General features: G+C 45.0%; 24 protein-coding genes. 23 read left to right on the plus strand and 1 reads right to left on the minus strand.

Annotated features, from left to right (window positions below; all coding sequences use genetic code 11):
- The first annotated feature begins 46 nt into the window (after window positions 1-46).
- From coaBC to spoVM, 12 genes are all read left to right on the plus strand, one after another.
- Entirely contained in the window at window positions 47-1,249 is a 1,203-nt protein-coding gene (gene coaBC, locus LH47_RS00365; RefSeq protein WP_043963652.1) for a bifunctional phosphopantothenoylcysteine decarboxylase/phosphopantothenate--cysteine ligase CoaBC, read from the plus strand.
- Window positions 1,246-3,660: a primosomal protein N' gene (gene priA, locus LH47_RS00370; RefSeq protein ID WP_043963653.1), complete on the plus strand. Its 2,415-nt coding sequence runs from the start codon at window positions 1,246-1,248 to the stop codon at window positions 3,658-3,660. The genes coaBC and priA overlap by 4 nt, the downstream gene beginning before the upstream one ends.
- 17 nt (window positions 3,661-3,677) lie before the next feature.
- Complete coding sequence (def, locus tag LH47_RS00375) at window positions 3,678-4,151, plus strand: peptide deformylase (protein WP_043963656.1); 474 nt, start codon at window positions 3,678-3,680, stop codon at window positions 4,149-4,151.
- Window positions 4,148-5,092: a methionyl-tRNA formyltransferase gene (fmt, locus tag LH47_RS00380; protein ID WP_043963658.1), complete on the plus strand. Its 945-nt coding sequence runs from the start codon at window positions 4,148-4,150 to the stop codon at window positions 5,090-5,092. Before def ends, fmt begins: the two co-directional genes overlap by 4 nt.
- Window positions 5,085-6,431: a 16S rRNA (cytosine(967)-C(5))-methyltransferase RsmB gene (gene rsmB / locus LH47_RS00385; RefSeq protein ID WP_043963660.1), complete on the plus strand. Its 1,347-nt coding sequence runs from the start codon at window positions 5,085-5,087 to the stop codon at window positions 6,429-6,431. The genes fmt and rsmB overlap by 8 nt, the downstream gene beginning before the upstream one ends.
- Window positions 6,428-7,477: a 23S rRNA (adenine(2503)-C(2))-methyltransferase RlmN gene (rlmN, locus tag LH47_RS00390; protein WP_043963662.1), complete on the plus strand. Its 1,050-nt coding sequence runs from the start codon at window positions 6,428-6,430 to the stop codon at window positions 7,475-7,477. Before rsmB ends, rlmN begins: the two co-directional genes overlap by 4 nt.
- Before the next feature lie 41 nt (window positions 7,478-7,518).
- On the plus strand, window positions 7,519-8,268 hold the full coding sequence (locus LH47_RS00395) for a Stp1/IreP family PP2C-type Ser/Thr phosphatase (protein WP_043963665.1): 750 nt from the start codon (window positions 7,519-7,521) through the stop codon (window positions 8,266-8,268).
- A 6-nt stretch (window positions 8,269-8,274) separates the two neighbouring features.
- On the plus strand, window positions 8,275-10,203 hold the full coding sequence (gene pknB / locus LH47_RS00400; protein WP_043963667.1) for a Stk1 family PASTA domain-containing Ser/Thr kinase: 1,929 nt from the start codon (window positions 8,275-8,277) through the stop codon (window positions 10,201-10,203).
- Between the two features lie 12 nt (window positions 10,204-10,215).
- Window positions 10,216-11,097: a ribosome small subunit-dependent GTPase A gene (rsgA, locus tag LH47_RS00405; RefSeq protein ID WP_043963669.1), complete on the plus strand. Its 882-nt coding sequence runs from the start codon at window positions 10,216-10,218 to the stop codon at window positions 11,095-11,097.
- A gap of 2 nt (window positions 11,098-11,099) precedes the next feature.
- Complete coding sequence (rpe, locus tag LH47_RS00410) at window positions 11,100-11,756, plus strand: ribulose-phosphate 3-epimerase (RefSeq protein ID WP_043963671.1); 657 nt, start codon at window positions 11,100-11,102, stop codon at window positions 11,754-11,756.
- Between the two features lie 40 nt (window positions 11,757-11,796).
- Complete coding sequence (locus LH47_RS00415; protein WP_043963672.1) at window positions 11,797-12,435, plus strand: thiamine diphosphokinase; 639 nt, start codon at window positions 11,797-11,799, stop codon at window positions 12,433-12,435.
- Between the two features lie 74 nt (window positions 12,436-12,509).
- The gene (spoVM, locus tag LH47_RS00420; RefSeq protein WP_003394991.1) at window positions 12,510-12,590 is read left to right on the plus strand and encodes a stage V sporulation protein SpoVM; all 81 of its coding nucleotides are present in this window, start codon (window positions 12,510-12,512) and stop codon (window positions 12,588-12,590) included.
- Window positions 12,591-12,619: 29 nt separating this feature from the next.
- On the opposite strand, the gene rpmB is transcribed toward spoVM, so the two are convergent.
- Window positions 12,620-12,805 carry a 50S ribosomal protein L28 gene (gene rpmB / locus LH47_RS00425; RefSeq protein WP_003394988.1) on the minus strand — a complete coding sequence of 62 codons (186 nt, stop codon included), beginning with the start codon at window positions 12,803-12,805 and terminating at the stop codon, window positions 12,620-12,622.
- Between the two features lie 220 nt (window positions 12,806-13,025).
- Here rpmB and LH47_RS00430 point away from each other — a divergent pair, with 220 nt between their 5' ends.
- The 11 genes from LH47_RS00430 (at window position 13,026) to rnc (ending at window position 23,183) form a co-directional block, all read left to right on the plus strand.
- Complete coding sequence (locus tag LH47_RS00430) at window positions 13,026-13,388, plus strand: Asp23/Gls24 family envelope stress response protein (RefSeq protein WP_006323120.1); 363 nt, start codon at window positions 13,026-13,028, stop codon at window positions 13,386-13,388.
- A gap of 17 nt (window positions 13,389-13,405) precedes the next feature.
- Window positions 13,406-15,064, plus strand: coding sequence for a DAK2 domain-containing protein (locus LH47_RS00435; protein WP_043963680.1), 1,659 nt, complete (start codon window positions 13,406-13,408; stop codon window positions 15,062-15,064).
- An 84-nt stretch (window positions 15,065-15,148) separates the two neighbouring features.
- A complete protein-coding gene (sdaAB, locus tag LH47_RS00440; RefSeq protein ID WP_043963682.1) occupies window positions 15,149-15,811 on the plus strand; it encodes an L-serine ammonia-lyase, iron-sulfur-dependent subunit beta in 663 nt (220 codons plus the stop codon).
- Between the two features lie 23 nt (window positions 15,812-15,834).
- Window positions 15,835-16,722 (plus strand): L-serine ammonia-lyase, iron-sulfur-dependent, subunit alpha, encoded by an 888-nt coding sequence (gene sdaAA / locus LH47_RS00445; RefSeq protein ID WP_042533838.1) that lies wholly within the window; start codon window positions 15,835-15,837, stop codon window positions 16,720-16,722.
- Window positions 16,706-18,763, plus strand: a complete 2,058-nt coding sequence (recG, locus tag LH47_RS00450; RefSeq protein ID WP_200890833.1) for an ATP-dependent DNA helicase RecG — start codon at window positions 16,706-16,708, stop codon at window positions 18,761-18,763. Before sdaAA ends, recG begins: the two co-directional genes overlap by 17 nt.
- 75 nt (window positions 18,764-18,838) lie before the next feature.
- Window positions 18,839-19,423 carry a transcription factor FapR gene (gene fapR, locus LH47_RS00455; protein ID WP_043963686.1) on the plus strand — a complete coding sequence of 195 codons (585 nt, stop codon included), beginning with the start codon at window positions 18,839-18,841 and terminating at the stop codon, window positions 19,421-19,423.
- Window positions 19,420-20,409, plus strand: coding sequence for a phosphate acyltransferase PlsX (gene plsX, locus LH47_RS00460; protein ID WP_043963688.1), 990 nt, complete (start codon window positions 19,420-19,422; stop codon window positions 20,407-20,409). Before fapR ends, plsX begins: the two co-directional genes overlap by 4 nt.
- A gap of 11 nt (window positions 20,410-20,420) precedes the next feature.
- Window positions 20,421-21,362 (plus strand): ACP S-malonyltransferase, encoded by a 942-nt coding sequence (gene fabD, locus LH47_RS00465; protein ID WP_043963689.1) that lies wholly within the window; start codon window positions 20,421-20,423, stop codon window positions 21,360-21,362.
- Entirely contained in the window at window positions 21,359-22,102 is a 744-nt protein-coding gene (gene fabG, locus LH47_RS00470; protein ID WP_043963691.1) for a 3-oxoacyl-[acyl-carrier-protein] reductase, read from the plus strand. Before fabD ends, fabG begins: the two co-directional genes overlap by 4 nt.
- Window positions 22,103-22,160: 58 nt before the next feature.
- Window positions 22,161-22,397 carry an acyl carrier protein gene (acpP, locus tag LH47_RS00475; RefSeq protein ID WP_003394967.1) on the plus strand — a complete coding sequence of 79 codons (237 nt, stop codon included), beginning with the start codon at window positions 22,161-22,163 and terminating at the stop codon, window positions 22,395-22,397.
- Window positions 22,398-22,466: 69 nt separating this feature from the next.
- Window positions 22,467-23,183, plus strand: a complete 717-nt coding sequence (gene rnc, locus LH47_RS00480) for a ribonuclease III (RefSeq protein WP_009732858.1) — start codon at window positions 22,467-22,469, stop codon at window positions 23,181-23,183.
- The last annotated feature ends 4 nt before the right edge of the window (window positions 23,184-23,187 follow it).

Raw genomic sequence — 23,187 nt, forward strand, 5'->3', positions numbered from 1 at the left:
TAGGTTGTTATTTTTTTACAAATACCGAACGAAAGGGGCAACGTCGATGCTTCAGCAAAAAAACATTTTATTATGTGTCACAGGGGGCATTGCTGTATATAAAGCAGCGGCACTCACAAGCAAACTTGTGCAAGCAGGGGCGAATGTCAAAGTCGTCATGACGGAAGCTGCTTGTCAATTCGTTACACCGCTTACGTTTCAAGCGCTATCAAAAAACGAAGTGTACGTCGATACATTCGATGAAAAAAACCCGAACGTCATTGCACATATTGACTTAGCTGATTGGGCACATATCGTACTCGTTGCCCCTGCGACCGCAAACACGATCGCAAAGCTCGCCTATGGTTTAGCTGATAACATGGTGACAACGATTTTACTTGCGACGAAAGCACCGATTTGGCTTGCGCCCGCGATGAACGTCCATATGTACGAACATCCAGCGGTACAACAAAATATGCGCACGTTGCAGTCATATGGCTATCGCTTTATTGAGCCAGCCGAAGGGATGCTTGCGTGCGGTTACGTTGGAAAAGGGCGATTAGAAGAGCCAGAAACGATCGTCGCTTTGCTTGAACAACATGTTGCATCAAACGAACTGTTAAAAGGAAAAAAAGTGTTAGTGACAGCCGGTCCGACGCGTGAAAAATTAGACCCTGTCCGCTTTTTCAGCAATCATTCGACAGGAAAAATGGGATATGCCATCGCAGAGGCGGCGCGCGATTTTGGAGCTGACGTCACCCTCGTTTCCGGTCCGACTTCGCTTGTTCGTCCGCAAGGAATACAGACGATTCAAGTAGAGAGTGCGCAAGACATGTATGAAGCGGTCATGAAGCATTTTCAACATAGCGATATCGTCATTAAAACAGCAGCAGTAGCAGACTATCGTCCGAAATATGTGGCCGACAATAAAATAAAAAAACAGCAAGGAGACTACACTATCGTTCTTGAGCGAACGATCGACATTTTACAAACGCTCGGCAAGCAAAAAACGCACCAATTTTTAGTTGGCTTTGCGGCAGAGACGAACGATGTAGAACGATATGCGAAAGAAAAGCTCGCGCGCAAAAATGCCGATATGATTGTCGCAAATAACGTCGTCCAAGAAGGGGCAGGGTTCGGCACGGATACAAATATTGTGACGATATTTAAACGAGACGGAACGGCAAAGCAACTTCCACTCTTGCCAAAATCGGAAGTGGCAAAACAAATTTTGCGTGAAATTCATTATGAAATTGAGGGACGCCTATGACGGTTGCTTCTGTCATCGTTGATATTCCTACGAGTCAAACGGATCGCCCATTTGATTACGCGATCCCACCTGAACTTGTCGGTGTTGTACAACCAGGCATGCGCGTTGTCGTCCCATTTGGCACACGTTTTTTACAAGGATTTGTTATTGAACTGAAAGAAACGACGGATATGCCGCTCGAACAATTAAAGCCCATTCATTCTCTTTTTGACGTTGTTCCTGTATTTAATGAAGAATTGTTGCGACTTGGAAAATGGCTAGCTGAAACGACGCTTTGTTTCACGGTATCGGCGTTTCAAGCGATGTTACCTGCCGCAATGAAAGCGAAATATGAAAAAGATATTCGGCTCATCGAGCAACATATGCCGTTCATACACGAAAAAGTACGCGCGTTGTTTCGCGACCGTCTTGTCATTCCGTGGGGGGAAGTGGCACAAACGCCATACGTTCCGCTGTTGCAAAAAGAAATCGCAAGAGGCCATATAGAAGTCGTTTACCGAGTTGAAGAAAAAGGAAAAATAAAAACAGAAAAGTGGGTCGAACTGTGCGCGAGCGATGACGATGTCACACATGCGCTTGCATCTCTCTCGCATCGCGCCATAAAACAAAAACAAGTGCTTGAGCGTTTGCTTACAGCCCGCTCTTTCCCTTTAAAACAGTTGCTTAGCGAAACAAATAGTACATTTTCTACTGTTCAAGCGCTCATGAAAAAACAGCTCGTCACTGTGACAGAAAAAGAAATATATCGCGATCCGTATGCCAACCGCTCGTTTACAAAAACAAAACCCCTCGCCTTAACAGACGAACAACGCCAAGCGTTACAGGCGATCGGACAAACGATTGACGAAGATGTGCATGACGTTTTTTTAATGTACGGCGTCACAGGAAGCGGAAAAACAGAAGTGTATATGCAAGCGATTGATCTCGTCTTAAAGAAGGGAAAAGAAGCGATTGTGCTCGTGCCTGAAATTTCGCTGACTCCTCAAATGGTGAAGCGGTTTAAAGAACGATTCGGTTCGAAAGTGGCCGTTCTTCATAGCGGCTTATCGCTCGGAGAAAAGTATGATGAGTGGCGAAAAATTCAACGAAAAGAAGTACAGCTCGTTGTTGGAGCTCGTTCTGCCATTTTTGCACCGTTTGAAAACATCGGCATCATCATTATTGATGAAGAACATGAAACGAGCTACAAACAAGAAGAATCGCCCCGCTATCATGCGCGCGATGTGGCGATTTTCCGAGGTCGTTACCATCGTTGTCCTGTTGTGTTTGGCAGCGCTACGCCATCGCTCGAATCGTTTGCGCGCGCTCAAAAAGGGGTATATAAACAAGTCACGTTAACGAAGCGAATGAACGATCATGCGATGCCACCTGTAGACATTGTTGATATGCGCGAAGAACTGCGCGCAGGAAACCGCTCGATGTTTTCCCGCCTTTTATTTGAAAAATTAACGGAGCGTTTACAAAAAGGTGAACAATCTGTTTTATTTTTAAATCGTCGTGGTTATTCTTCTTTCGTCATGTGTCGCGATTGCGGTCACGTCATTCAATGTCCACATTGCGATATTTCGCTCACGTATCATCGCGTCCAACAACAATTGAAATGTCACTATTGTGGGTATGAACAGCGAATGTCGTCGCATTGTCCTGCTTGTCAAAGCGAACATATTCGCTTTTTCGGAACGGGAACGCAAAAAGTAGAAGAAGAATTAACGAAGCTGCTTCCAGAAGCGCGCGTCATTCGGATGGACGTCGATACAACGAGCCGAAAAGGAGCACATGAACGACTGCTTCGGGAATTTGGAGAGGGAAAGGCTGACATTTTACTCGGCACGCAAATGATCGCTAAAGGGCTCGATTTTCCAAACGTCACGTTAGTTGGCGTATTAGCAGCAGACACGATGCTTCACGTCCCTGATTTTCGCGCGGCAGAAAAAACGTTTCAGCTGTTGACGCAAGTAAGCGGTCGAGCGGGGCGGCATCATTTGCCGGGTGAAGTCGTCATTCAAACGTATACACCTGAACATTACAGCATTCAATTCGCAAGCAAACATCATTATGAGGCGTTTTATGAACGTGAAATGATGAACCGAAAAAAACACGGGTATCCACCGTTTTACTATTTAACGCTCATTACGGTGTCGCATGTCGATGCGCTGAAAGGAATAAGCATCGCTGAAAAAATTGCTGCACATGTGAAAAAACATTTGTCAGCTGAATCGGTTGTACTTGGGCCTGTTGCTTCTCCGATTGCGCGCATGAACGATAGATATCGTTACCAATGCATGATAAAATACAAGCGGGAAGCGAACTTAACGACAGCGCTCCGCACTATTATGGAACATTATCAGCGCGAGATGACGCGCGGTGATGTGACGATTACGATTGATTTAAATCCATATATGATGATGTAAATAAGGGAGGAACCGTTTTGGCTATTTTACCGATTGTAACATATCCTGCCCCGATTTTAGAAACCGTTTGCCAGCCGGTCACCGTTTTTGACCGCAAGCTAACAAAAATATTAAACGACATGTACGATACGATGATTGCGGCTGATGGGGTCGGACTAGCCGCCCCACAAGTCGGCATTGACCAACAAATTGCGATTGTTGATATTGGCGACCGTCATGGGCGCATCGAGTTAGTGAATCCCGTCATCGTTTCCCAAATCGGTGAACAAACTGGACCAGAAGGATGCTTAAGTTTTCCGGGGTTATTTGGGGAAGTGAAACGTTCTCAATATGTGAAAGTACGCGCGCAAAATCGTCGCGGTCGCCCGTTTGAAATCGAAGCGACAGGCTTTTTAGCTCGCGCGTTACAACATGAAATCGACCATTTACACGGCATATTATTTACGTCAAAAGTGATTCGTTATTATGAAGAAGGGGAGTTCGAACAATGAACATTGTATTTATGGGAACACCTGACTTTGCTGTTCCGATTTTAGAACAGTTGATCAAAGACGGATACAACGTCGTCAGCGTCGTGACACAACCGGACAAACCGAAAGGACGGAAACAGCAATTAACCCCACCGCCAGTCAAAGTGACTGCACAATCATACAACATCCCAGTATTGCAGCCGACAAAAATTCGTGAAAAAGATCAATATGAACAAGTGATCGCCTTGCAACCTGATTTGATTGTGACAGCTGCGTTTGGACAAATTTTACCGAAGCCGCTTCTTGAAGCGCCAAAGCATGGGTGCATTAACGTGCACGCCTCGCTTTTGCCAGAGTTGCGCGGAGGGGCTCCTATTCATTACGCCATTTTGCAAGGAAAAGAAAAAACAGGCATTACAATTATGTACATGGTTGAAAAACTAGATGCAGGCGACATATTAACGCAAGTGGAAGTGCCGATTGATGAACGTGATACAGTCGGGACGTTGCACGACAAACTTAGCGAGGCGGGGGCGAAACTACTTTCTGAAACGCTTCCGAAACTGCTTCGTGGCGACATTACACCGATAAAGCAAGATGATGAACAAGCAACGTTTGCATACAACATTAAACCAGAACAAGAACGAATCGATTGGACAAAAACGGGTGAAGACATTTATAACCATATTCGCGGCATGAATCCGTGGCCTGTCGCTTACACGACGTATGGCGATGAACGTTGGAAAATTTGGTGGGGAGAAAAAGTACGAGCTTCTTCACAAGCGAAGCCAGGCACCATTGTCACCGTTGAACGCGACGGCATTGTCGTTGCAACGGGCAACGAAACAGCGATCAAAATTACTGAATTGCAACCAGCAGGAAAGCGGAAAATGAGCGCTACTGACTTTTTACGCGGTGCAACGATTGAAATCGGGACAGTATTAGGAGGAAAGAATGAGTAAAAAAAACGTCCGAAACTTAGCGTTAGATGTGCTAATAGATATCGAAAAAAAACGAGCATATAGCAATTTATCATTACATCATGTGATCGAAACGAACGAATTATCCGCTCAAGACGTTGCGCTTTTAACAGAGATCGTGTACGGCACGATCCAACGGCGCGATACGCTTGATTACTATTTAGAGCCGTTTGTGAAAGGAAAAATTGAGCTGTGGGTGCGCCTGTTGCTCCGAATGTCGCTTTATCAAATGGTATTTTTAGACCGGATTCCTGATCGCGCGGTGTTATTTGAAGCGGTAGAAATAGCAAAACGTCGCGGTCATCGCGGCATCGCCTCGCTCGTAAACGGGGTATTGCGTTCCATTCAGCGCCAAGGGTTGCGCTCATTTGATGAAATAAAAGACGACATTGAACGTCTAGCCGTTGCGACAAGCCACCCGCTTTGGCTCGTGCGCCGATGGGTGGCGCAGTTTGGCGTAGAAGAAACAAAACGAATGTGCGAAGCAAACAACTTGCCGCCAGAACAAACGGCGCGGGTAAACGCGATGCGTGTAACGGTTGACGAAGCGATCGCACGCTTAAAAGAAGAAGGGATTGAAGCCGTTCCTTCTTCCGTCGTGCCGGTTGGGGTAAAAATGGTCAAGGGAAATGCAGCGAAAACGAGCGTGTTTCAAGAAGGGCTTCTTACGATTCAAGACGAAAGCTCGATGCTTGTTGCTTACGCTCTTTCTCCAACCGAAACAGACGTCGTGTTAGACTGTTGCGCGGCACCGGGCGGAAAGACGACGCATATGGCTGAACGAATGAACAACAAAGGTCGTGTCGTTGCGTTAGATATTCACGATCATAAAGTAAAGCTGATTGAGCAGCAGGCAAAACGTCTAGGCTTGTCGAATATTGAAGCGAAACAACTCGATAGCCGTCAAGCACATACGCAATTTGCTGCTGAAACGTTTGATCGCATATTAGTTGATGCTCCGTGCTCAGGACTTGGCGTCATTCGGCGGAAGCCGGAAATTAAATATGCGAAAAACGAAAAGGATATCGCACAACTTGCCGATATTCAATTAAATATTTTACGGACGGTCGCCCCGCTTGTAAAACGTGGTGGAACGCTCGTATATAGCACATGTACGGTCGATCGGGAAGAAAACGAACAAGTCATCGCTGCATTTTTAGACGAACATCCACAATATGAGCTTGATGAAACGCTTGCTTCGCGCTTGCCATCATCGGTTGCGCCATACGTGCGTCACGGCATGTTGCAACTGCTTCCACATCACGTATATAGCGACGGATTTTTTATCGCAACATTGAAAAAGAAAGGTGAAATGATATGAAACCATCCATTTACTCGCTGCGTTTAGAAGACTTGCAAAGTTGGGTGGAACAGCAAGGGGAAAAGCCGTTTCGCGCCACACAAATTTTTGAATGGTTATATAAAAAACGAGTGACGTCTTTTGAAGAGATGACAAATATTCCAAAAGCGTTGCGCGAACAGTTAGATGAACATTTCGTCATCACAACATTAAAAACGCTCGTACAACAAACGTCAAAAGACGGAACGATGAAGTTTTTATTTGAGCTTCATGACGGCTATTCGATTGAAACGGTGCTTATGCGCCATGACTACGGTAATTCGATTTGTGTGACGACACAAGTCGGCTGCCGAATCGGCTGTACGTTTTGTGCTTCGACGTTAGGCGGTTTAAAGCGCAACTTACAAGCAGGTGAAATTGTTGCCCAAGTCGTCAAAGTACAAAAAGCGCTCGATGAAACGAGCGAACGGGTGAGCAGCATCGTCGTTATGGGAATTGGGGAACCGTTTGATAACTATGATGAGCTCATCAAGTTTTTAAAAATCGTGAACCATCCGAAAGGGTTGCATATTGGCGCGCGTCACATCACCGTATCAACGAGCGGCATCATCCCAAAAATTTATCAATTTGCCGATGAAAATATGCAAATTAACTTTGCCATTTCGCTTCATGCACCAAATACGGAATTGCGCTCGAAGTTAATGCCGATTAACCGCGCTTATAAATTGCCAGAGCTGATGGAAGCGGTTCGCTATTACATTGAAAAAACAGGGCGGCGCGTGACATTTGAATACGGTTTATTTGGCGGTGTGAACGATCAAATTGAACATGCCGAAGAGCTTGCTGAGCTGATTAAAGGATTAAAATGTCATGTCAATTTAATCCCGGTCAACTATGTGCCTGAACGCAACTACGTGCGCACGCCGCGCGAGCAAATTTTTGCGTTTGAGAAAACGTTGAAAAAACACGGCATTAACGTAACGATTCGCCGTGAACAAGGGCACGATATTGACGCAGCATGCGGTCAGCTACGTGCGAAGGAGCGGAAAGAAGAAACGAAAGCGTAACGATGTGGAAACACAGATCGAAGTAAGGAAGGGATACGTATATGAAGGCGGTATTTCAAACGGATGTCGGGAAAATAAGGTCACATAACGAAGATAACGGTGGCGTTTTTATGAATCAAACAGGCGATTATTTAGCCGTTGTTGCTGATGGAATGGGCGGTCATCTTGCAGGTGATGTGGCAAGTGAAATGACGATGACGCAGCTAAAACAGTTTTGGGAAGAGACGGAAGAAGTGACGTCCCCACAGCAAGCGGAGACGTGGTTAAAAGAACATATTATGAAAGTGAACGAATCGCTTTTTCGACACTCTCAAACGAACGATCACTGTCAAGGGATGGGTACGACGATCGTTGCCGCCATTTGTACAAAACAGTTTGCGACGATCGGCCACATCGGTGATAGCCGTTGTTATTTACTAAACGCAAACGGATTTCAACAAATGACAGAAGACCATTCCCTTGTCAATGAATTAGTGAAAAGCGGACAACTATCAAAAGAAGATGCGGAATATCATCCGCGTAAACATGTGCTATTGCGGGCGCTCGGAACAGAGCAAATAATTGAACTCGATATAAAAACGGTCACTGTCGATGAAGGAGATATGTTACTGCTTTGCTCTGACGGCCTTTCGAATAAAGTGCCTGAACAGACGATGGTAGACGTATTAACGTCGGATCGTTCGCTTGAAGAAAAAGCGCAAGCGTTAATTGATGTGGCAAACGAGCACGGTGGGGAAGATAACATTACGTTAGCGATCGTACAATTTTTAGATGTGAGTGAAAGTAGGTGATCGCTCGTGCTCATCGGTAAACGATTAAACGGTCGCTATAAAATATTACAACTCATTGGCGGCGGCGGAATGGCGAACGTTTATTTGGCAAGGGATATGATTTTAGAACGCGACGTTGCCGTAAAAGTGTTGCGTTTAGATTTTGTAAACGATGAATTATTTATTAAACGGTTTCGACGTGAAGCACAAGCCGCGACAAGTTTAAACCATGAAAATATTGTCACGATTTACGATGTTGGAGAGGACGACGGCATTTACTACATGGTCATGGAATATGTGCGTGGCTGCACGTTAAAACAATACATTCAACAACGTGCTCCGCTTCCTGTTCAAGAAGCGTTGCGCATGATGGATGAATTAACAGGGGCGATTGCTCACGCTCATCAAAACGGAGTCATTCATCGCGACATTAAGCCACAAAACATTTTAGTCGCAGAAGACGGAACAATTAAAATTACCGATTTCGGTATAGCTGTCGCGTTAAGCTCGACAACGATTACGCAAACGAATTCTGTTTTAGGATCTGTTCATTATTTATCGCCTGAACAAGCAAAAGGCGGAATGGCGACAGAAAAATCGGATATTTATTCGCTCGGCATCGTCATGTTTGAGTTGTTAACGGGACAATTGCCGTTCTCTGGTGAATCTGCCGTAGCGATTGTGTTAAAACATTTGCAAACGGATACGCCGTCTGTGCGACGATGGAACCCGAACATTCCCCAAAGCGTAGAAAATATTGTGTTAAAAGCGACAGCGAAAAATCCGTTGCATCGTTACAATAGCGCATTAGATATGCAAAAACATATTCGCACCGCTCTTTTGCCTGAGCGCATAAACGAACAAAAATTTACGTTGCCGACCGAAGATGACGACGAAGAAACGAAAATTATCCCAATTGTGAAGCCGACCGCTTCTGCACCGTCAGCAAAGAAAGAGGACGTGCCTCCTCCAAAAGAAAAGCGTTCAAAAAAATGGCTCATTTTATGGGCGGCATTTCTTTTCTTGCTCGTCGGCGCTGGAGTGAGTGCGGTGACGTGGATTCCTGATTTATTTTTCCCGAAAGATGTGACGGTGCCTGATGTGACGAACAAAAGTTATACAGATGCGGTGACGGAATTAACGTCGTTAGGCTTAAAAATCAAAAAGACGGTCGAAGAAGAACATAATGACATCGCAGAAGGATTTGTCATTCGTACGAATCCGCAAGTTGGAAAAGTCGTCAAAGTGGGTACGGCGGTGACGATTTATAAAAGTATAGGGAAGAAAAAAGTGGAGTTTCAAAATTATGTTGGCGAGCCAATTGATGACGTTGAGCGACAATTGCGATCGGACAACTATTTGCTCATCGACAAAAAAGAAGTGTATAGCGACGAACCAGCAGGTACGATTATCGAACAATTCCCGCTTCCAGGCGAAAAAGTTGTGCCGGAAGAAACAGAAGTGCGTTTGACCGTCAGCCTTGGACCAGAAAAAATTGTTTTAAAAGATTTAACAGGATACACGGAAAAAAGTGTGCGCGATTATGCTGCAGACCAACAACTGTACGTCATCGTCAAACAGCAATATTCAGATACGGTCGAAAAAGGGCTCGTCATTTCTCAAACGCCACAAGCGAACGCAAAATTAGAAAAAGGAGCAACTGTGACGGTCTTCATTTCTCTTGGAAAAGAACCGGTATTAACAAAGAAAGTCATTCAAGAAATTAGCATTCCGTACGAACCGCCTGTTGATGTAAACGAACCAGTCATGGCAGAATTATATATAGAAGACGAAAACTATTCGTTTGCCCAACCGTACAAACGTTATCGTTTAACAAGTGATGTGAAAGAGCGTGTAGAATTTGTCATTCAACAAGGAAAACAAGGGCGTTATCGCGTCGTCGTCAACGGCACGACGGTGCGTGAGGGCATCGTGCCATATCCAACAACACCTTAAAGGAGGGAAGGCATGGCGGAAGGAAAAATTATTAAAGCGTTAAGCGGTTTTTATTACGTGTTAAGCGAAGGTCGAGTATATCAATGTCGTGGTCGCGGGGTGTTTCGCAAGCGGAAAGTGACGCCGCTTGTCGGCGACTACGTTTCCTTTCAAGCGGAAAATGAACGAGAAGGGTATATATTAGACGTATTTGAGCGGAAAAATGAACTTGTTCGCCCGCCAATTGCAAATATCGACCAAGCGATTTTAGTGTTTTCAGCGGTAGAGCCAGATTTTAACCCAGCATTGCTCGATCGATTTCTCGTCTTAATTGAAGCAAAGCATATTCGCCCAATTATTGTTGTGAGCAAAATGGATTTAGTAGACGATGAAACAAAACCACGCATCGAACAATATATTTGCGATTATCGTCAAATCGGATATGATGTGTTAGAAGTGTCGACGAAAACGCGGGCAGGGGTTGAATCATTACTCCCTTACTTCGAAGGAAACGTATCCGTATTTGCAGGGCAGTCAGGTGTCGGAAAGTCATCTTTATTAAATGCGTTACGTCCGGACTTACAGTTAAAAACGGGCCATATTTCCCATCATCTTGGACGAGGAAAACATACGACAAGACATGTTGAATTAATTGAAATCGGAGGCGGTTTCGTCGCAGATACGCCGGGATTTAGTGCGCTAGAATTTGATGAAATCGCACTCGAACAATTGCCACTTTGTTTTCCTGAGTTTGTTGCTAGAAGCGGCGGTTGTAAATTCCGCGGTTGTACGCATACAGCGGAGCCAAAATGCGCGGTGAAAGAGGCGTTCGCATCCGGAGATATTCCTTGTTACCGTTATGAACATTACGTGAGCTTTGTCGAGGAAATAAAAGAACGAAAGCCGAGGTATTGAACATGATTAAAATTGCACCATCGATTTTATCTGCGAATTTTGCCAAACTTGGCGAAGAAATTGTAGATGTAGAACGGGGAGGAGCGGATTACATTCATATCGATGTGATGGACGGTCATTTCGTTCCGAACATCACCATCGGCCCACTAATCGTTGAAGCTATTCGTCCGGTGACGACACTCCCGCTTGACGTTCACTTAATGATTGAACAACCAGATCGTTATATTCCGACGTTTGCGAAAGCGGGGGCAGATTATTTAACGGTGCATGTCGAAGCTTGCCCGCATTTGCACCGCACGATTCATTTAATAAAAGAACACGGTGTGAAAGTAGGGGTGGCACTGAACCCGCATACACCGATAGCGATGATTGAACACATCATAGAAGATATCGACTTAGTTTTATTTATGACGGTCAATCCAGGCTTTGGCGGACAATCGTTTATCCCAGCTGTGCTGCCAAAAATTCGTGCGTTTTCGACACTCGTTCGCGAACGAGGGCTTTCCGTTGAAATTGAAGTAGATGGTGGCATTCACGCTGAGACAGCAAAGCTTTGTGTACAAGCTGGTGCGAACGTTCTCGTTGCGGGATCAGCCATTTATAATCAAGCCGATCGTGCTCAAGCGATTCGCGCCATTCGTGAGGGTGTGTCATCTTGACACATCCTTCTTTTATACTTTTATAAAGGGGGGACATCCGTTGATTATTCATGTTGTTGCAGGTGGTCCGACAAGCTTTTTGCCTCATTTACAGGCGTATGATGGGGAGGACGTATATTGGGTAGGGGTAGATCGGGGGGTGCTCGCGTTGCTTCATGCCGGCATCATGCCAAAACGGGCGTTCGGAGATTTTGATTCCATCGACGAACAAGAGTTACAACAATTAAAAATGAAATTACCGCATATCGATATATGGCCAGCGGAAAAAGATCAAACCGATACAGACATTGCACTTGAGTGGGCGCTTGAACAACAAGCGACAAAAATTCGTTTGTTTGGAGCGACAGGGGGCCGACTTGATCATTTATTCGGAAACGTTCAGCTTTTGTTTAAAGGAAAAGATGGGCAAATTGAGTTAATTGATCGACAAAATGTTGTGACGCTATATCGCAACGGGGAGCATATCGTTGAAAAAAGAGACGAATACACGTATATTTCATTTATTCCTTTGACTCCAATTCGCGCCTTAACGCTTCGTGGATTTAAGTATCCGCTCGATGCATGCGATGTGCCGCTCGGATCAACATTATGCGTAAGCAACGAACTCATCCATCATTTTGGTACTTTTTCATTCGCTGAAGGCATATTAATGATGATAAGAAGCAAGGATGAAAAATAAACGCTTCGAGGTACGATTTGTGCGGAGATGAATATATTAGTGGCAGAGTGTGCACAGTAGGGGAGGGAATGATCGTGAAATTTTATACGATTAAGTTGCCGAAGTTTTTAGGTGGAATTGTTCGGGCAATGTTGAATTCATTTAAAAAAGGATAAAAGCACCAAATGATTGGTGCTTTTTTCTATTACACACGTTCTACTTTTCCGGATTTTAATGCGCGAGCAGAAACCCAAACGCGCTTTGGTTTTCCGTCAACTAAAATGCGAACTTTTTGAAGGTTTGCTTTCCATGTGCGGCGGCTCGCATTCATTGCATGAGAACGAGCGTTTCCGAAAGACTTTTTCTTACCAGTCACAAAGCATTTTGCCATTTTGTTTCCCTCCTCACTTGCCAAACTACGTGCTCAAAACACTACTATAATTTATCATACATAAAAACGGATTGCAATACTTCTGACATACTCTTTCAAGAAAATAACCTTGACATCCGTTTTCTGTTTCGGGTAAATATACTATGGGTAGAAGCTTTTAAAAATAAGCTGAGTATAGTACAATGGCGTTAGCTACCTAATCAGAAAGGGGACTTGAGCGATGTCCATTGAATTACAAACAAAATACGGTCGTGTTGAAATTAGTAACGATGTCATTGCAGCGATTGCTGGAGGAGCGGCAGTCGATTGTTATGGGATTGTCGGCATGGCATCAAAAAATCAATTAAAAGACGGTATTGCTGAAATTTTACGCCGTGAAAATTTCGCCAAAGGAATTGTTGTCCGTCAAGAGAACGATGAAGTGCACATTGACTTATACGTCATCGTTAGCTACGGTACGAAAATTTCTGAAGTGGCTCATAACGTACAAACGAAAGTGAAGTATACGTTAGATCAAACGTTAGGTTTATCTGTTCAGTCAATCAACATCTATGTTCAAGGGGTTCGTGTGACGAATCCGTAGTGAGGAGGAACAAGTCTGTGAGAGTGACAACATTAGATGGAAAGCGCTTTGCACAAATGGTATTGCAAGGCGCGACACATTTAGCGAACAATGCAAAAACGGTAGACGCATTAAACGTCTTTCCTGTGCCAGATGGGGATACAGGGACAAATATGAACTTGTCGATGACGTCTGGTGCGAAAGAAGTGAAAAATCACGTATCTGACCATATCGGAAAAGTGGCAAGCGCATTAGCGAAAGGACTATTAATGGGGGCGCGCGGAAACTCAGGCGTTATTTTATCGCAACTATTCCGTGGATTTGCGAAAGCGATTGAACAAAAAAGCGAAATCAATAGCAAAGAGTTTGCTGCCGCGCTTGAAGCGGGCGTACAAACGGCGTATAAAGCGGTAATGAAGCCGGTTGAAGGAACGATTTTAACCGTTGCTAAAGATGCGGCGAAACGCGCTACTACTGTTGCGAAAAAAGAAACAGACATGATCGTTGTCATGACGGAAGTATTAAAAGAAGCAAAAGCATCGTTAAAGCGGACGCCAGATTTACTTCCTGTATTAAAAGAAGTAGGCGTTGTGGACAGCGGTGGACAAGGTCTTGTGTTTGTATACGAAGGATTTTTAGCGGCATTAAAAGGGGAAACGATTGCGGAATCGGAAGCGTTGTCGATGGAACAACTCGTCCGTACCGAACATCACCGCAACGTGCAAAGCCATTTGAGCGCAGATAATATTGAGTTTGGATATTGTACGGAATTTATGGTGAAATTTGAGCAAGAAAAAGTAGCGAAACATCCGTTTCAAGAAGAAACGTTTCGCCAAGATTTAAGCCGCTTCGGTGATTCGCTTCTTGTCATCGCAGACGATGAATTAGTCAAAGTGCACATTCATGCAGAACAGCCGGGAGAAGTGCTCACGTATGCGCAACGTTACGGAAGTTTAATTAACATTAAAATCGAAAACATGCGCGAACAGCATGCGAATATTGTCCACGAAAACATGCCGCAACCGAAAAAGCAAGAACGTCTCCCATACGGCATCGTTACAGTAGCGATGGGGGGTGGCATTGCTGAATTGTTTAAAAGCATCGGTGCTCATGCGGTCATTGAAGGTGGACAAACGATGAATCCGAGCACGGAAGACATCGTGAAGGCGATTGAAGAAGTGAATGCCCAAACGGTATTTGTTTTGCCGAATAATAAAAATATTATTTTAGCAGCTCAACAAGCCGCTTCTGTCGCTTCGTGTGATGTTGTCGTCATTCCGTCAAAAACTGTGCCACAAGGAATGACTGCGTTGCTTTCATTTCATCCTTCCGCAACAAAAGAAGAAAACGAAGAAGCGATGACAGAGGCGCTTCATCGTGTAAAAACAGGTCAAGTGACGTTTGCTGTCCGCGATACAAATATTGACGGTGTCGAAATTGCGAAAGACGATTATATGGGCATTGCCGATGGGAAAATTGTCGTCTCCCACAAAGAGCTCATGCATGTCGTTGAAACGTTACTTTCACATATCATTAGCGAAGAAGATGAAATCGTCACCATTCTTTCTGGTGAAGATGCGACGGATGAACAAACCGCACATGTCGTTCAATGGATTGAAAAACAATTCCCGGAAGTTGAAGTAGAAACACATCACGGTGGACAACCGTTATATCCGTTTATTTTTGCGATTGAATAAAGCGTATTGTTGTAATTGACATACGATAAAGAAGGGGAACGTTCCCCTTCTTTTTCATGAAGATGACAAAGGGGAGAATAAAAGGTGAAATATCGGAGTGTATTTGACATCATTGGCCCGATTATGATCGGTCCGTCGAGTTCGCATACAGCCGGGGCGGTGCGCATTGGCAAAGTCGCACGCAATTTATTCGGGAGAAAACCAGCATGGGCGGACATTTTCTTTTACGGTTCATTCGCTGAGACGTACAAAGGACACGGAACAGATGTCGCCATCGTCGGCGGGTTATTAAACTTTGATACGTTTGATGAACGGATGAAAACATCGTTACACATCGCCAAACAAGAAGGGATCTGCATTACGTTTCATGAAGAAGAAGCGATTCCCCCTCATCCGAATACAGCCAAAATTCGCATCGGCGATGAAAAAGGGGAGCTCGAGCTTGTCGGCATTTCTATTGGCGGTGGAAAAATTGAAATCATCGAGCTGAACGGCTTTGAGCTTAAACTTTCTGGACATCATCCTGCACTTTTAATTATGCATAACGATCGTTACGGGGCGATTGCAGGCGTTGCGAATGTATTAGCGAAATACGCCATCAATATCGGCCATATGGAAGTATCACGAAAAGAAAAAGGAAAACAAGCGCTTATGACAATTGAAGTAGATCAAAACATTGACGACGCGATTGTGGAGCAATTAAAAACGTTGCCACATATTATTGACGTAACAAAAATTGTGGAGTAAAGCGGCGCAAAGGGGAGACAACGATGTTTCGAAATGTAGCAGAACTTGTGGAACGGGCAGAACGCGAACAAATAAAAATTGCAGAAGTGATGATTCGTCAAGAAATGGAAGTGACCGAGCGTAGCCGAGAGGATATTGTGGCACAAATGGAGAAAAACTTACAGGTGATGGAACAAGCCGTTATGCGCGGATTAGCGGGCGTTCGCTCTCATTCTGGGTTAACAGGTGGCGATGCGACACGCTTACAACAATATATTGCGCGTGGACAATTTTTATCAGGGGAAACGATTTTAGATGCCGTCAGCAAGGCGATGGCAACGAACGAAGTGAACGCGGCGATGGGGATGATTTGTGCGACACCAACAGCAGGATCAGCTGGTGTCGTTCCAGGCACATTATTTGCGGTGAAAGAAAAACTTCAACCGACACGCGAACAAATGGTTGAATTTTTATTTACAGCTGGAGCATTCGGGTTTGTAGTCGCAAACAATGCATCTATTTCTGGTGCGGCAGGCGGTTGCCAAGCAGAAGTTGGATCAGCGGCAGGCATGGCAGCAGCAGCGCTCGTCGAAATGGCTGGTGGCACGCCGAGACAAGCGGCAGAAGCGATGGCTATCGCTTTAAAAAATATGCTTGGACTTGTCTGTGATCCGGTCGCGGGTTTAGTTGAGGTACCGTGCGTAAAACGAAACGCGATCGGAGCGGCGAATGCGATGATCGCTGCCGATATGGCGCTTGCTGGCATACAAAGCCGCATTCCGTGCGATGAGGTCATTGAAGCGATGTTTCGCATCGGTCAAACGATGCCGATTGCATTAAAAGAAACAGCACAAGGAGGGTTAGCGGCCACGCCGACTGCTCGCAAATTAGAAGCGCGCATTTTCGGCAAGCCGAATGAGAAACGTGAGTGACGTATTACAACAACCAGTCACAGCGATTAAAGGAATTGGAGAAGAAACAGCCATAGCGCTTCATGACATGGGAATTGATACGATTGAACAACTGTTGTATCACTTCCCTTTTCGTTATGAAGATTATCGCATATGTGCATTAGAAGAAGCAAAGCACGATGAAAAAATAACGATTGTCGGCAAAGTGTACAGCGAGCCTACCCTTACGTATTATCAACGCAAAAAGTCGCGATTAACGTTTCGTGTGCTTGTAGACCGTTTTTTAGTGACGGCTGTTTGCTTTAACCAACCTTATTTAAAAAAGAAACTAGCTTTGCACGAGACGGTGACGTTGACAGGAAAGTGGGATAAACATCGCCAAACAATTACGGTGCAACAGCTTCATATCGGTGAAATGAAACAACAAAAGGAAATCGAACCGGTCTATTCGACGCGTGGCGACTTAACGGTGAAAGGGATGCGCCGTTTTATAGCGCTCGCTTTACAACAATACGGCGATGCGATTGTCGACCCGTTGCCTTGCGAATTGCTGCAAACATATCGGCTCGTATCTAAACGTGATGCGATACGAGCGATTCATATGCCGCTTTCGCACGAGCAGCTGAAACAAGCGCGACGGCGACTCGTTTATGAAGAATTTTTACTTTTTCAATTAAAAATGCAAGCGTTAAAAAAATATCGCCGTGAACAGTCACCGGGCATTGCGCATCGTTTTTCAGATGAACAGCTTCAATCGTTTATTCAATCGCTTCCTTTTCCGCTCACAAATGCACAACAGCGGGTTGTGCGTGAAATTGTTCAAGATTTAAAGTCGCCATATCGGATGAATCGGCTATTACAAGGTGATGTGGGATCAGGAAAAACCGTCGTTGCCGCTATTGTGTTGTATGCAGTATATGTTTCAGGATATCAAGGGGCATTAATGGTACCGACCGAAATTTTAGCCGAACAGCACGCCGAATCGCTTCGTGCTCTCCTTGAACCGATGGGCATTCGTGTCGAACTATTGACGAGTTCTGTGAAAGGAAAAAGGCGGAAACAGCTACTTGAACAATTAGCAGCGGGAGACGTTCATGTTGTTGTTGGCACACATGCGCTCATTCAAGATGACGTCAATTTTGCTCAGCTTGGAGTAGTTATTACAGACGAGCAACATCGTTTCGGTGTCGAACAACGTCGCATTTTACGTGAAAAAGGGCAATCGCCCGATGTGTTGTTTATGACGGCAACACCGATTCCGCGCACCCTTGCGATTACTGCATTTGGAGAAATGGACGTTTCCGTCATTGATGAAATGCCGAAAGGAAGAAAAAAAATTGAAACGTATTGGGTCAAGCACGACATGCTTGAGCGTGTCTTTCAGTTTATCGCCAAACAAGTTGAGGCAGGTCATCAAGCATATGTGATTTGCCCATTGATTGAAGAGTCGGAAAAGCTTGATGTTCAAAATGCGATCGACGTTCATGCGATGTTAACGCACTATTATAAAGGACGGTATCGCATCGGATTGATGCACGGCCGTTTATCTTCAGAAGAAAAAGAAGAAGTGATGCGTGCGTTTAGTGTAAATGATATTCATATTTTAGTATCTACAACCGTTGTGGAAGTTGGGGTAAACGTCCCGAACGCGACGGTCATGGTCATTTACGATGCCGATCGATTCGGCCTTGCCCAACTCCATCAGTTGCGCGGGCGAGTGGGGCGCGGACAAGCCCAATCGTATTGTATTTTAGTTGCCGATCCAAAGTCGGAAACCGGAAAAGAGCGCATGCGCATTATGACGGAAACGAACGACGGATTTGTGCTGTCTGAAAAAGATTTAGAACTGCGCGGGCCGGGCGACTTTTTTGGCACGAAACAAAGCGGCATGCCTGAGTTTCGTCTCGGGGACCTCATCCACGACTATCGCATTTTAGAAGTAGCACGACAAGATGCAGCCCGCCTCATCGATTCCCCTGCCTTTTGGCGGGACGAAAAATACGCCCTTCTTCGCGAACATTTACAACAATCAGGCATTTTAAGCGGTGAAAAATTAGATTAAAAGTGGTTGAAATGTCATCTTGGGTGTTATATACTACTATTAGTACCTAGTAATAATTCGGATGGTGGATCGAAAATGAGAAGAAATAAACGAGAACGGCAACGATTACTGCAAGCAACGATCGAAGAAAACCCATTTATTACAGACGAACAGCTTGCCGAAAAATTTTCAGTCAGCATTCAAACGATCCGCCTCGATCGCCTGGAACTGTCGATTCCGGAGTTGCGCGAGCGCATTAAACATGTCGCTGAGCGCACATTTGCTGACGAAGTAAAGTCGTTGCCTATTGAAGAAGTGATCGGAGAAATCATTGATATACAGTTAGACGAAAGTGCTATTTCAATTTTTGATGTAAAAAAGGAACATGTATTTCAACGAAATCAAATTGCGCGAGGACATCATTTATTTGCACAAGCGAATTCGCTTGCTGTAGCTGTCATTAACGATGAATTAGCTTTAACGGCAAAAGCGAACATTCGTTTTATGCGTCCCGTCAAAGAAGGGGAGCGCGTCGTCGCGAAAGCGAAAGTAAAAAACTTAAATGAAAATGGGCGCACAGTCGTTGAAGTGAATAGCTACGTTGGTCAAGAGCTTGTTTTTCAAGGAGAATTTCACATGTATCGTTCAAATGTTGTCAAAAAGGATGGAGAAGAAAAATGAAAATCGCAATCGATGCCATGGGAGGCGATCACGCTCCGAAAGAAGTCGTGATCGGTGCACAAAAGGCGATTGAGCATTTTCACGATATTGAAATTACGCTTGTCGGGAATGAGACGCTCATTCGCCCATATATCACAAACGATGAACGACTATCGATCATTCATACAGAACAAGTCATTGAAGCAACAGACGAACCTGTTCGTGCCGTTCGCCGTAAAAAAGAGGCGTCCATGGTATTAATGGCAAACGAAGTGAGCGAAGGGCGCGCTCATGCGTGTATTTCGGCAGGAAATACAGGAGCTTTAATGGCAGCAGGGTTGTTTATCGTCGGTCGCATAGACGGCATTGATCGTCCTGCCTTAGCTCCGACGTTGCCAACGATTGATGGAAAAGGATTTGTGTTGTTGGACGTTGGCGCAAACGTTGATGCCCGCCCAGAACATATATTGCAATATGCGTTAATGGGCGCAGCATATGCCGAAAAAGTGCGCGGTGTTGCTCGCCCGCGCGTCGGTTTATTAAACGTAGGAACAGAAGATCAAAAAGGAAATGAATTATCAAAAAAAGCGTTTCAACTTATCAAAGAGACGCCGCTAAACTTTATCGGCAACGTGGAAGCGCGCGATTTATTAGAAGGAGTAGCTGACGTCGTCGTCACGGATGGGTTCACCGGCAACGTGGCATTAAAAACAATTGAAGGAACGGCGATCGCTGTTTTTTCGATGTTAAAATCGGCGCTGACAAGCGGAGTAGTAAGTAAAATAGCCGCGCTTGCTTTAAAGCCACAGCTTATGCAATTAAAGAAAAAGATGGATTACGCTGAATACGGTGGGGCAGCGTTGTTCGGGTTACGTGCACCTGTCATTAAAGCGCACGGTTCATCGGATGCCCACGCTATTTTTCATGCCGTACGCCAAGCGCGTGATATGGTCGCCAACGAAGTCGTACAAACGGTGAAACAATCGATCGCGGAAATTACAAAATAAGAGGTGCTATGATGGGGAAAATCGCATTTATTTTTCCAGGACAAGGTTCGCAAACAGTCGGAATGGGAAAAGAATGGGCGAAAAAAGATGAGAAGGTAGCATCGATTTTTCGCCAAGCAGATGAACGATTGCAAATGTCTTTGTCACAACTTATTTTTGAAGGACCACAAGACGTATTAACAAAAACAGAAAACGCTCAACCGGCATTGCTCACGACAAGCATCGCATTTTTACAAAAAGTAAAAGAAGCAGGCATTCATCCGCATTATGTAGCGGGACATAGCCTCGGAGAATATAGCGCGCTTGTTGCAGCGTCTGTGTTGTCGTTTTCTGATGCGGTATATGCGGTGCGGAAGCGCGGGGAATTGATGGAAAAAGCCGTTCCAGCGCGACAAGGGACGATGGCAGCGGTGCTCGGCATGGATGAGGCGACGTTACAGCACATTGTTGATGAAGTCACGACGGAATCATCGCCTGTGCAATTAGCGAACTTAAACTGTCCGGGACAAATTGTCATTTCCGGAGCAAAAGAAGCGGTTGAGCAAGCGTCACAACTGGCGAAAGAAAAAGGGGCAAAACGAGTCATTCCGCTTGAAGTAAGCGGACCGTTTCACTCCGCTTTAATGAAGCCGGCGGCAGAGCAGTTTTCATCTGTGCTTGACACATTGTCGTTTCAAGAAGGTGCTGTGCCGGTCATTTCAAATGTAACAGCTGAGCCGATGAAAAATCCAACGGAAATAAAACAACGTCTTGTTGAACAATTGTATTCGCCTGTTCGTTGGGAGCAATCGATTCAAACGATGATCGATCTTGGTGTACACACGTTCATCGAAATCGGTCCTGGAAAAGTATTAAGCGGTCTAGTGAAAAAAATAAACCGTCATGTTAACGTCTATTCAATTTTTGATGAAGCTTCGTTTGCAGCGACGGTGACTGCATTGAAAGGGGAATGAAGATGGAAGGAAAAGTAGCGATTGTGACAGGGGCGTCACGTGGAATCGGGCGCGAAATCGCTTTGCATCTCGCTCGCCTCGGTGCAAAAGTAGCGGTCAATTATGCAGGGAGCGAAGCGAAAGCGAATGAAGTTGTTGCGCAAATTGTTGAACATGGTGGCGAAGCGTTCGCTGTGCAAGCCGATGTGGCAAATAGCGAAGCGGTCGAGCGCATGGTGAAAGAAGTGCTTGAACGCTGGGGGCGCGTCGACATTTTAGTAAACAACGCAGGGATTACGCGCGACAATTTGCTTATGCGCATGAAAGAAGAAGAATGGGATGCAGTCATTAACACAAACTTAAAAGGCGTCTTTTTATGTACGAAAGCCGTCACCCGTCCGATGATGAAACAACGGTACGGTCGCATTGTCAACATCGCATCGATCGTTGGCGTGAGCGGCAATCCTGGTCAAGCAAACTACGTTGCAGCGAAAGCAGGCGTCATTGGTTTGACGAAAACAGCAGCGAAAGAACTCGCGAGCCGAAACATTACGGTAAACGCCGTTGCGCCTGGATTTATTACGACAGATATGACAGACCAATTAAGCGAAGATGTGCGCCGAGCGATGTTGCAACAAATTCCGCTCGCTCGCCTCGGAAATCCAGAAGATATTGCCCATGTCGTCGCGTTTCTTGTCTCAGATGGGGCAAGCTATATGACAGGGCAAACGATTCACGTCGATGGCGGCATGGTCATGTAAAAATTCGTTTTATTTTCTGATATAATTCAGTATAATGGCTTGAGGGGAGGTGAATAAAATGGCAGACGTATTAGAGCGTGTAACGAAAATTATCGTAGATCGCCTTGGTGTCGAGGAGTCACAAGTGACGCTTGAATCTTCATTCAAAGAAGATTTAGGAGCAGATTCGCTTGATGTCGTTGAGCTTGTTATGGAGTTAGAAGACGAATTTGATATGGAAATTTCAGATGAAGAGGCGGAGAAAATTGTTACTGTCGGCGACGCAGTAAACTACATAAAAAGCCGTCTATCATAATAAGCAAAGTCCCGTTTTGTAAGCGGGGCTTTCTATGCTTTTTACGTTTATAGTTGGGGGTTCATACGCATGTCGAAGCAACGACCGTACGTGAAGTTTAAACAGTTTCAAGAGCAAATTGGCATTTTTTTTCGCGATGAAAAATTGCTCATCCAAGCATTTACCCATTCATCATATGTGAATGAGCATCGAAAGCGGCTACATGAAGATAATGAGCGCCTTGAATTTTTAGGAGATGCCGTCCTTGAATTGACCGTTTCGCAATATTTATTTGAACAGTTTCCGCAAATGAGCGAAGGGGAATTAACGAAACTGCGGGCAGCGATCGTTTGCGAACCATCGCTTGTTACGTTCGCTCATGCGCTATCGTTTGGCGATCTCGTTTTGCTCGGTAAAGGAGAAGAGTTGACGGGGGGACGAATGCGTCCATCATTGTTAGCGGACGTGTTTGAAGCTTTTATTGGAGCGCTTTATTTAGATCAAGGGATCGAGGCAGTCGTGCAATTTTTAGGGAAAACGATGTTCCCGAAAATTCGCGAAGGTGCTTTTTCTCATGTGATGGATTACAAAAGTCAACTACAAGAGCTTGTACAACGTGATGGCAGCGGCATTTTAGAATATAAAATTTTACAAGAACGAGGTCCTGCACATAATAAAGAGTTCGTATCGCGCGTATCGTTAAACGGGGAAGAGCTTGGCGTTGGCATTGGTCGCTCGAAAAAAGAGGCAGAACAACGCGCCGCACAAATGGCATTAGCTAAGCTAAAACAATCACAACAAGGCTGATCCG

This window comes from Anoxybacillus thermarum (genome assembly GCF_000836725.1).
Taxonomy (GTDB): Bacteria; Bacillota; Bacilli; order Bacillales; family Anoxybacillaceae; genus Anoxybacillus; species Anoxybacillus thermarum.

Bases quoted from the DNA above. Each gene is read 5' to 3' on its own strand.
- coaBC (WP_043963652.1), top strand. From the start codon at position 47: ATGCTTCAGCAAAAAAACATTTTATTATGTGTCACAGGGGGCATTGCT.
- priA (WP_043963653.1), top strand. From the start codon at position 1,246: ATGACGGTTGCTTCTGTCATCGTTGATATTCCTACGAGTCAAACGGAT.
- fmt (WP_043963658.1), top strand. From the start codon at position 4,148: ATGAACATTGTATTTATGGGAACACCTGACTTTGCTGTTCCGATTTTA.
- rsmB (WP_043963660.1), top strand. From the start codon at position 5,085: ATGAGTAAAAAAAACGTCCGAAACTTAGCGTTAGATGTGCTAATAGAT.
- rlmN (WP_043963662.1), top strand. From the start codon at position 6,428: ATGAAACCATCCATTTACTCGCTGCGTTTAGAAGACTTGCAAAGTTGG.
- LH47_RS00395 (WP_043963665.1), top strand. From the start codon at position 7,519: ATGAAGGCGGTATTTCAAACGGATGTCGGGAAAATAAGGTCACATAAC.
- rsgA (WP_043963669.1), top strand. From the start codon at position 10,216: ATGGCGGAAGGAAAAATTATTAAAGCGTTAAGCGGTTTTTATTACGTG.
- rpe (WP_043963671.1), top strand. From the start codon at position 11,100: ATGATTAAAATTGCACCATCGATTTTATCTGCGAATTTTGCCAAACTT.
- rpmB (WP_003394988.1), bottom strand. From the start codon at position 12,805: ATGGCAAAATGCTTTGTGACTGGTAAGAAAAAGTCTTTCGGAAACGCT.
- LH47_RS00430 (WP_006323120.1), top strand. From the start codon at position 13,026: ATGTCCATTGAATTACAAACAAAATACGGTCGTGTTGAAATTAGTAAC.
- sdaAA (WP_042533838.1), top strand. From the start codon at position 15,835: ATGTTTCGAAATGTAGCAGAACTTGTGGAACGGGCAGAACGCGAACAA.
- recG (WP_200890833.1), top strand. From the start codon at position 16,706: ATGAGAAACGTGAGTGACGTATTACAACAACCAGTCACAGCGATTAAA.
- fapR (WP_043963686.1), top strand. From the start codon at position 18,839: ATGAGAAGAAATAAACGAGAACGGCAACGATTACTGCAAGCAACGATC.
- plsX (WP_043963688.1), top strand. From the start codon at position 19,420: ATGAAAATCGCAATCGATGCCATGGGAGGCGATCACGCTCCGAAAGAA.
- fabD (WP_043963689.1), top strand. From the start codon at position 20,421: ATGGGGAAAATCGCATTTATTTTTCCAGGACAAGGTTCGCAAACAGTC.
- fabG (WP_043963691.1), top strand. From the start codon at position 21,359: ATGAAGATGGAAGGAAAAGTAGCGATTGTGACAGGGGCGTCACGTGGA.
- acpP (WP_003394967.1), top strand. From the start codon at position 22,161: ATGGCAGACGTATTAGAGCGTGTAACGAAAATTATCGTAGATCGCCTT.
- rnc (WP_009732858.1), top strand. From the start codon at position 22,467: ATGTCGAAGCAACGACCGTACGTGAAGTTTAAACAGTTTCAAGAGCAA.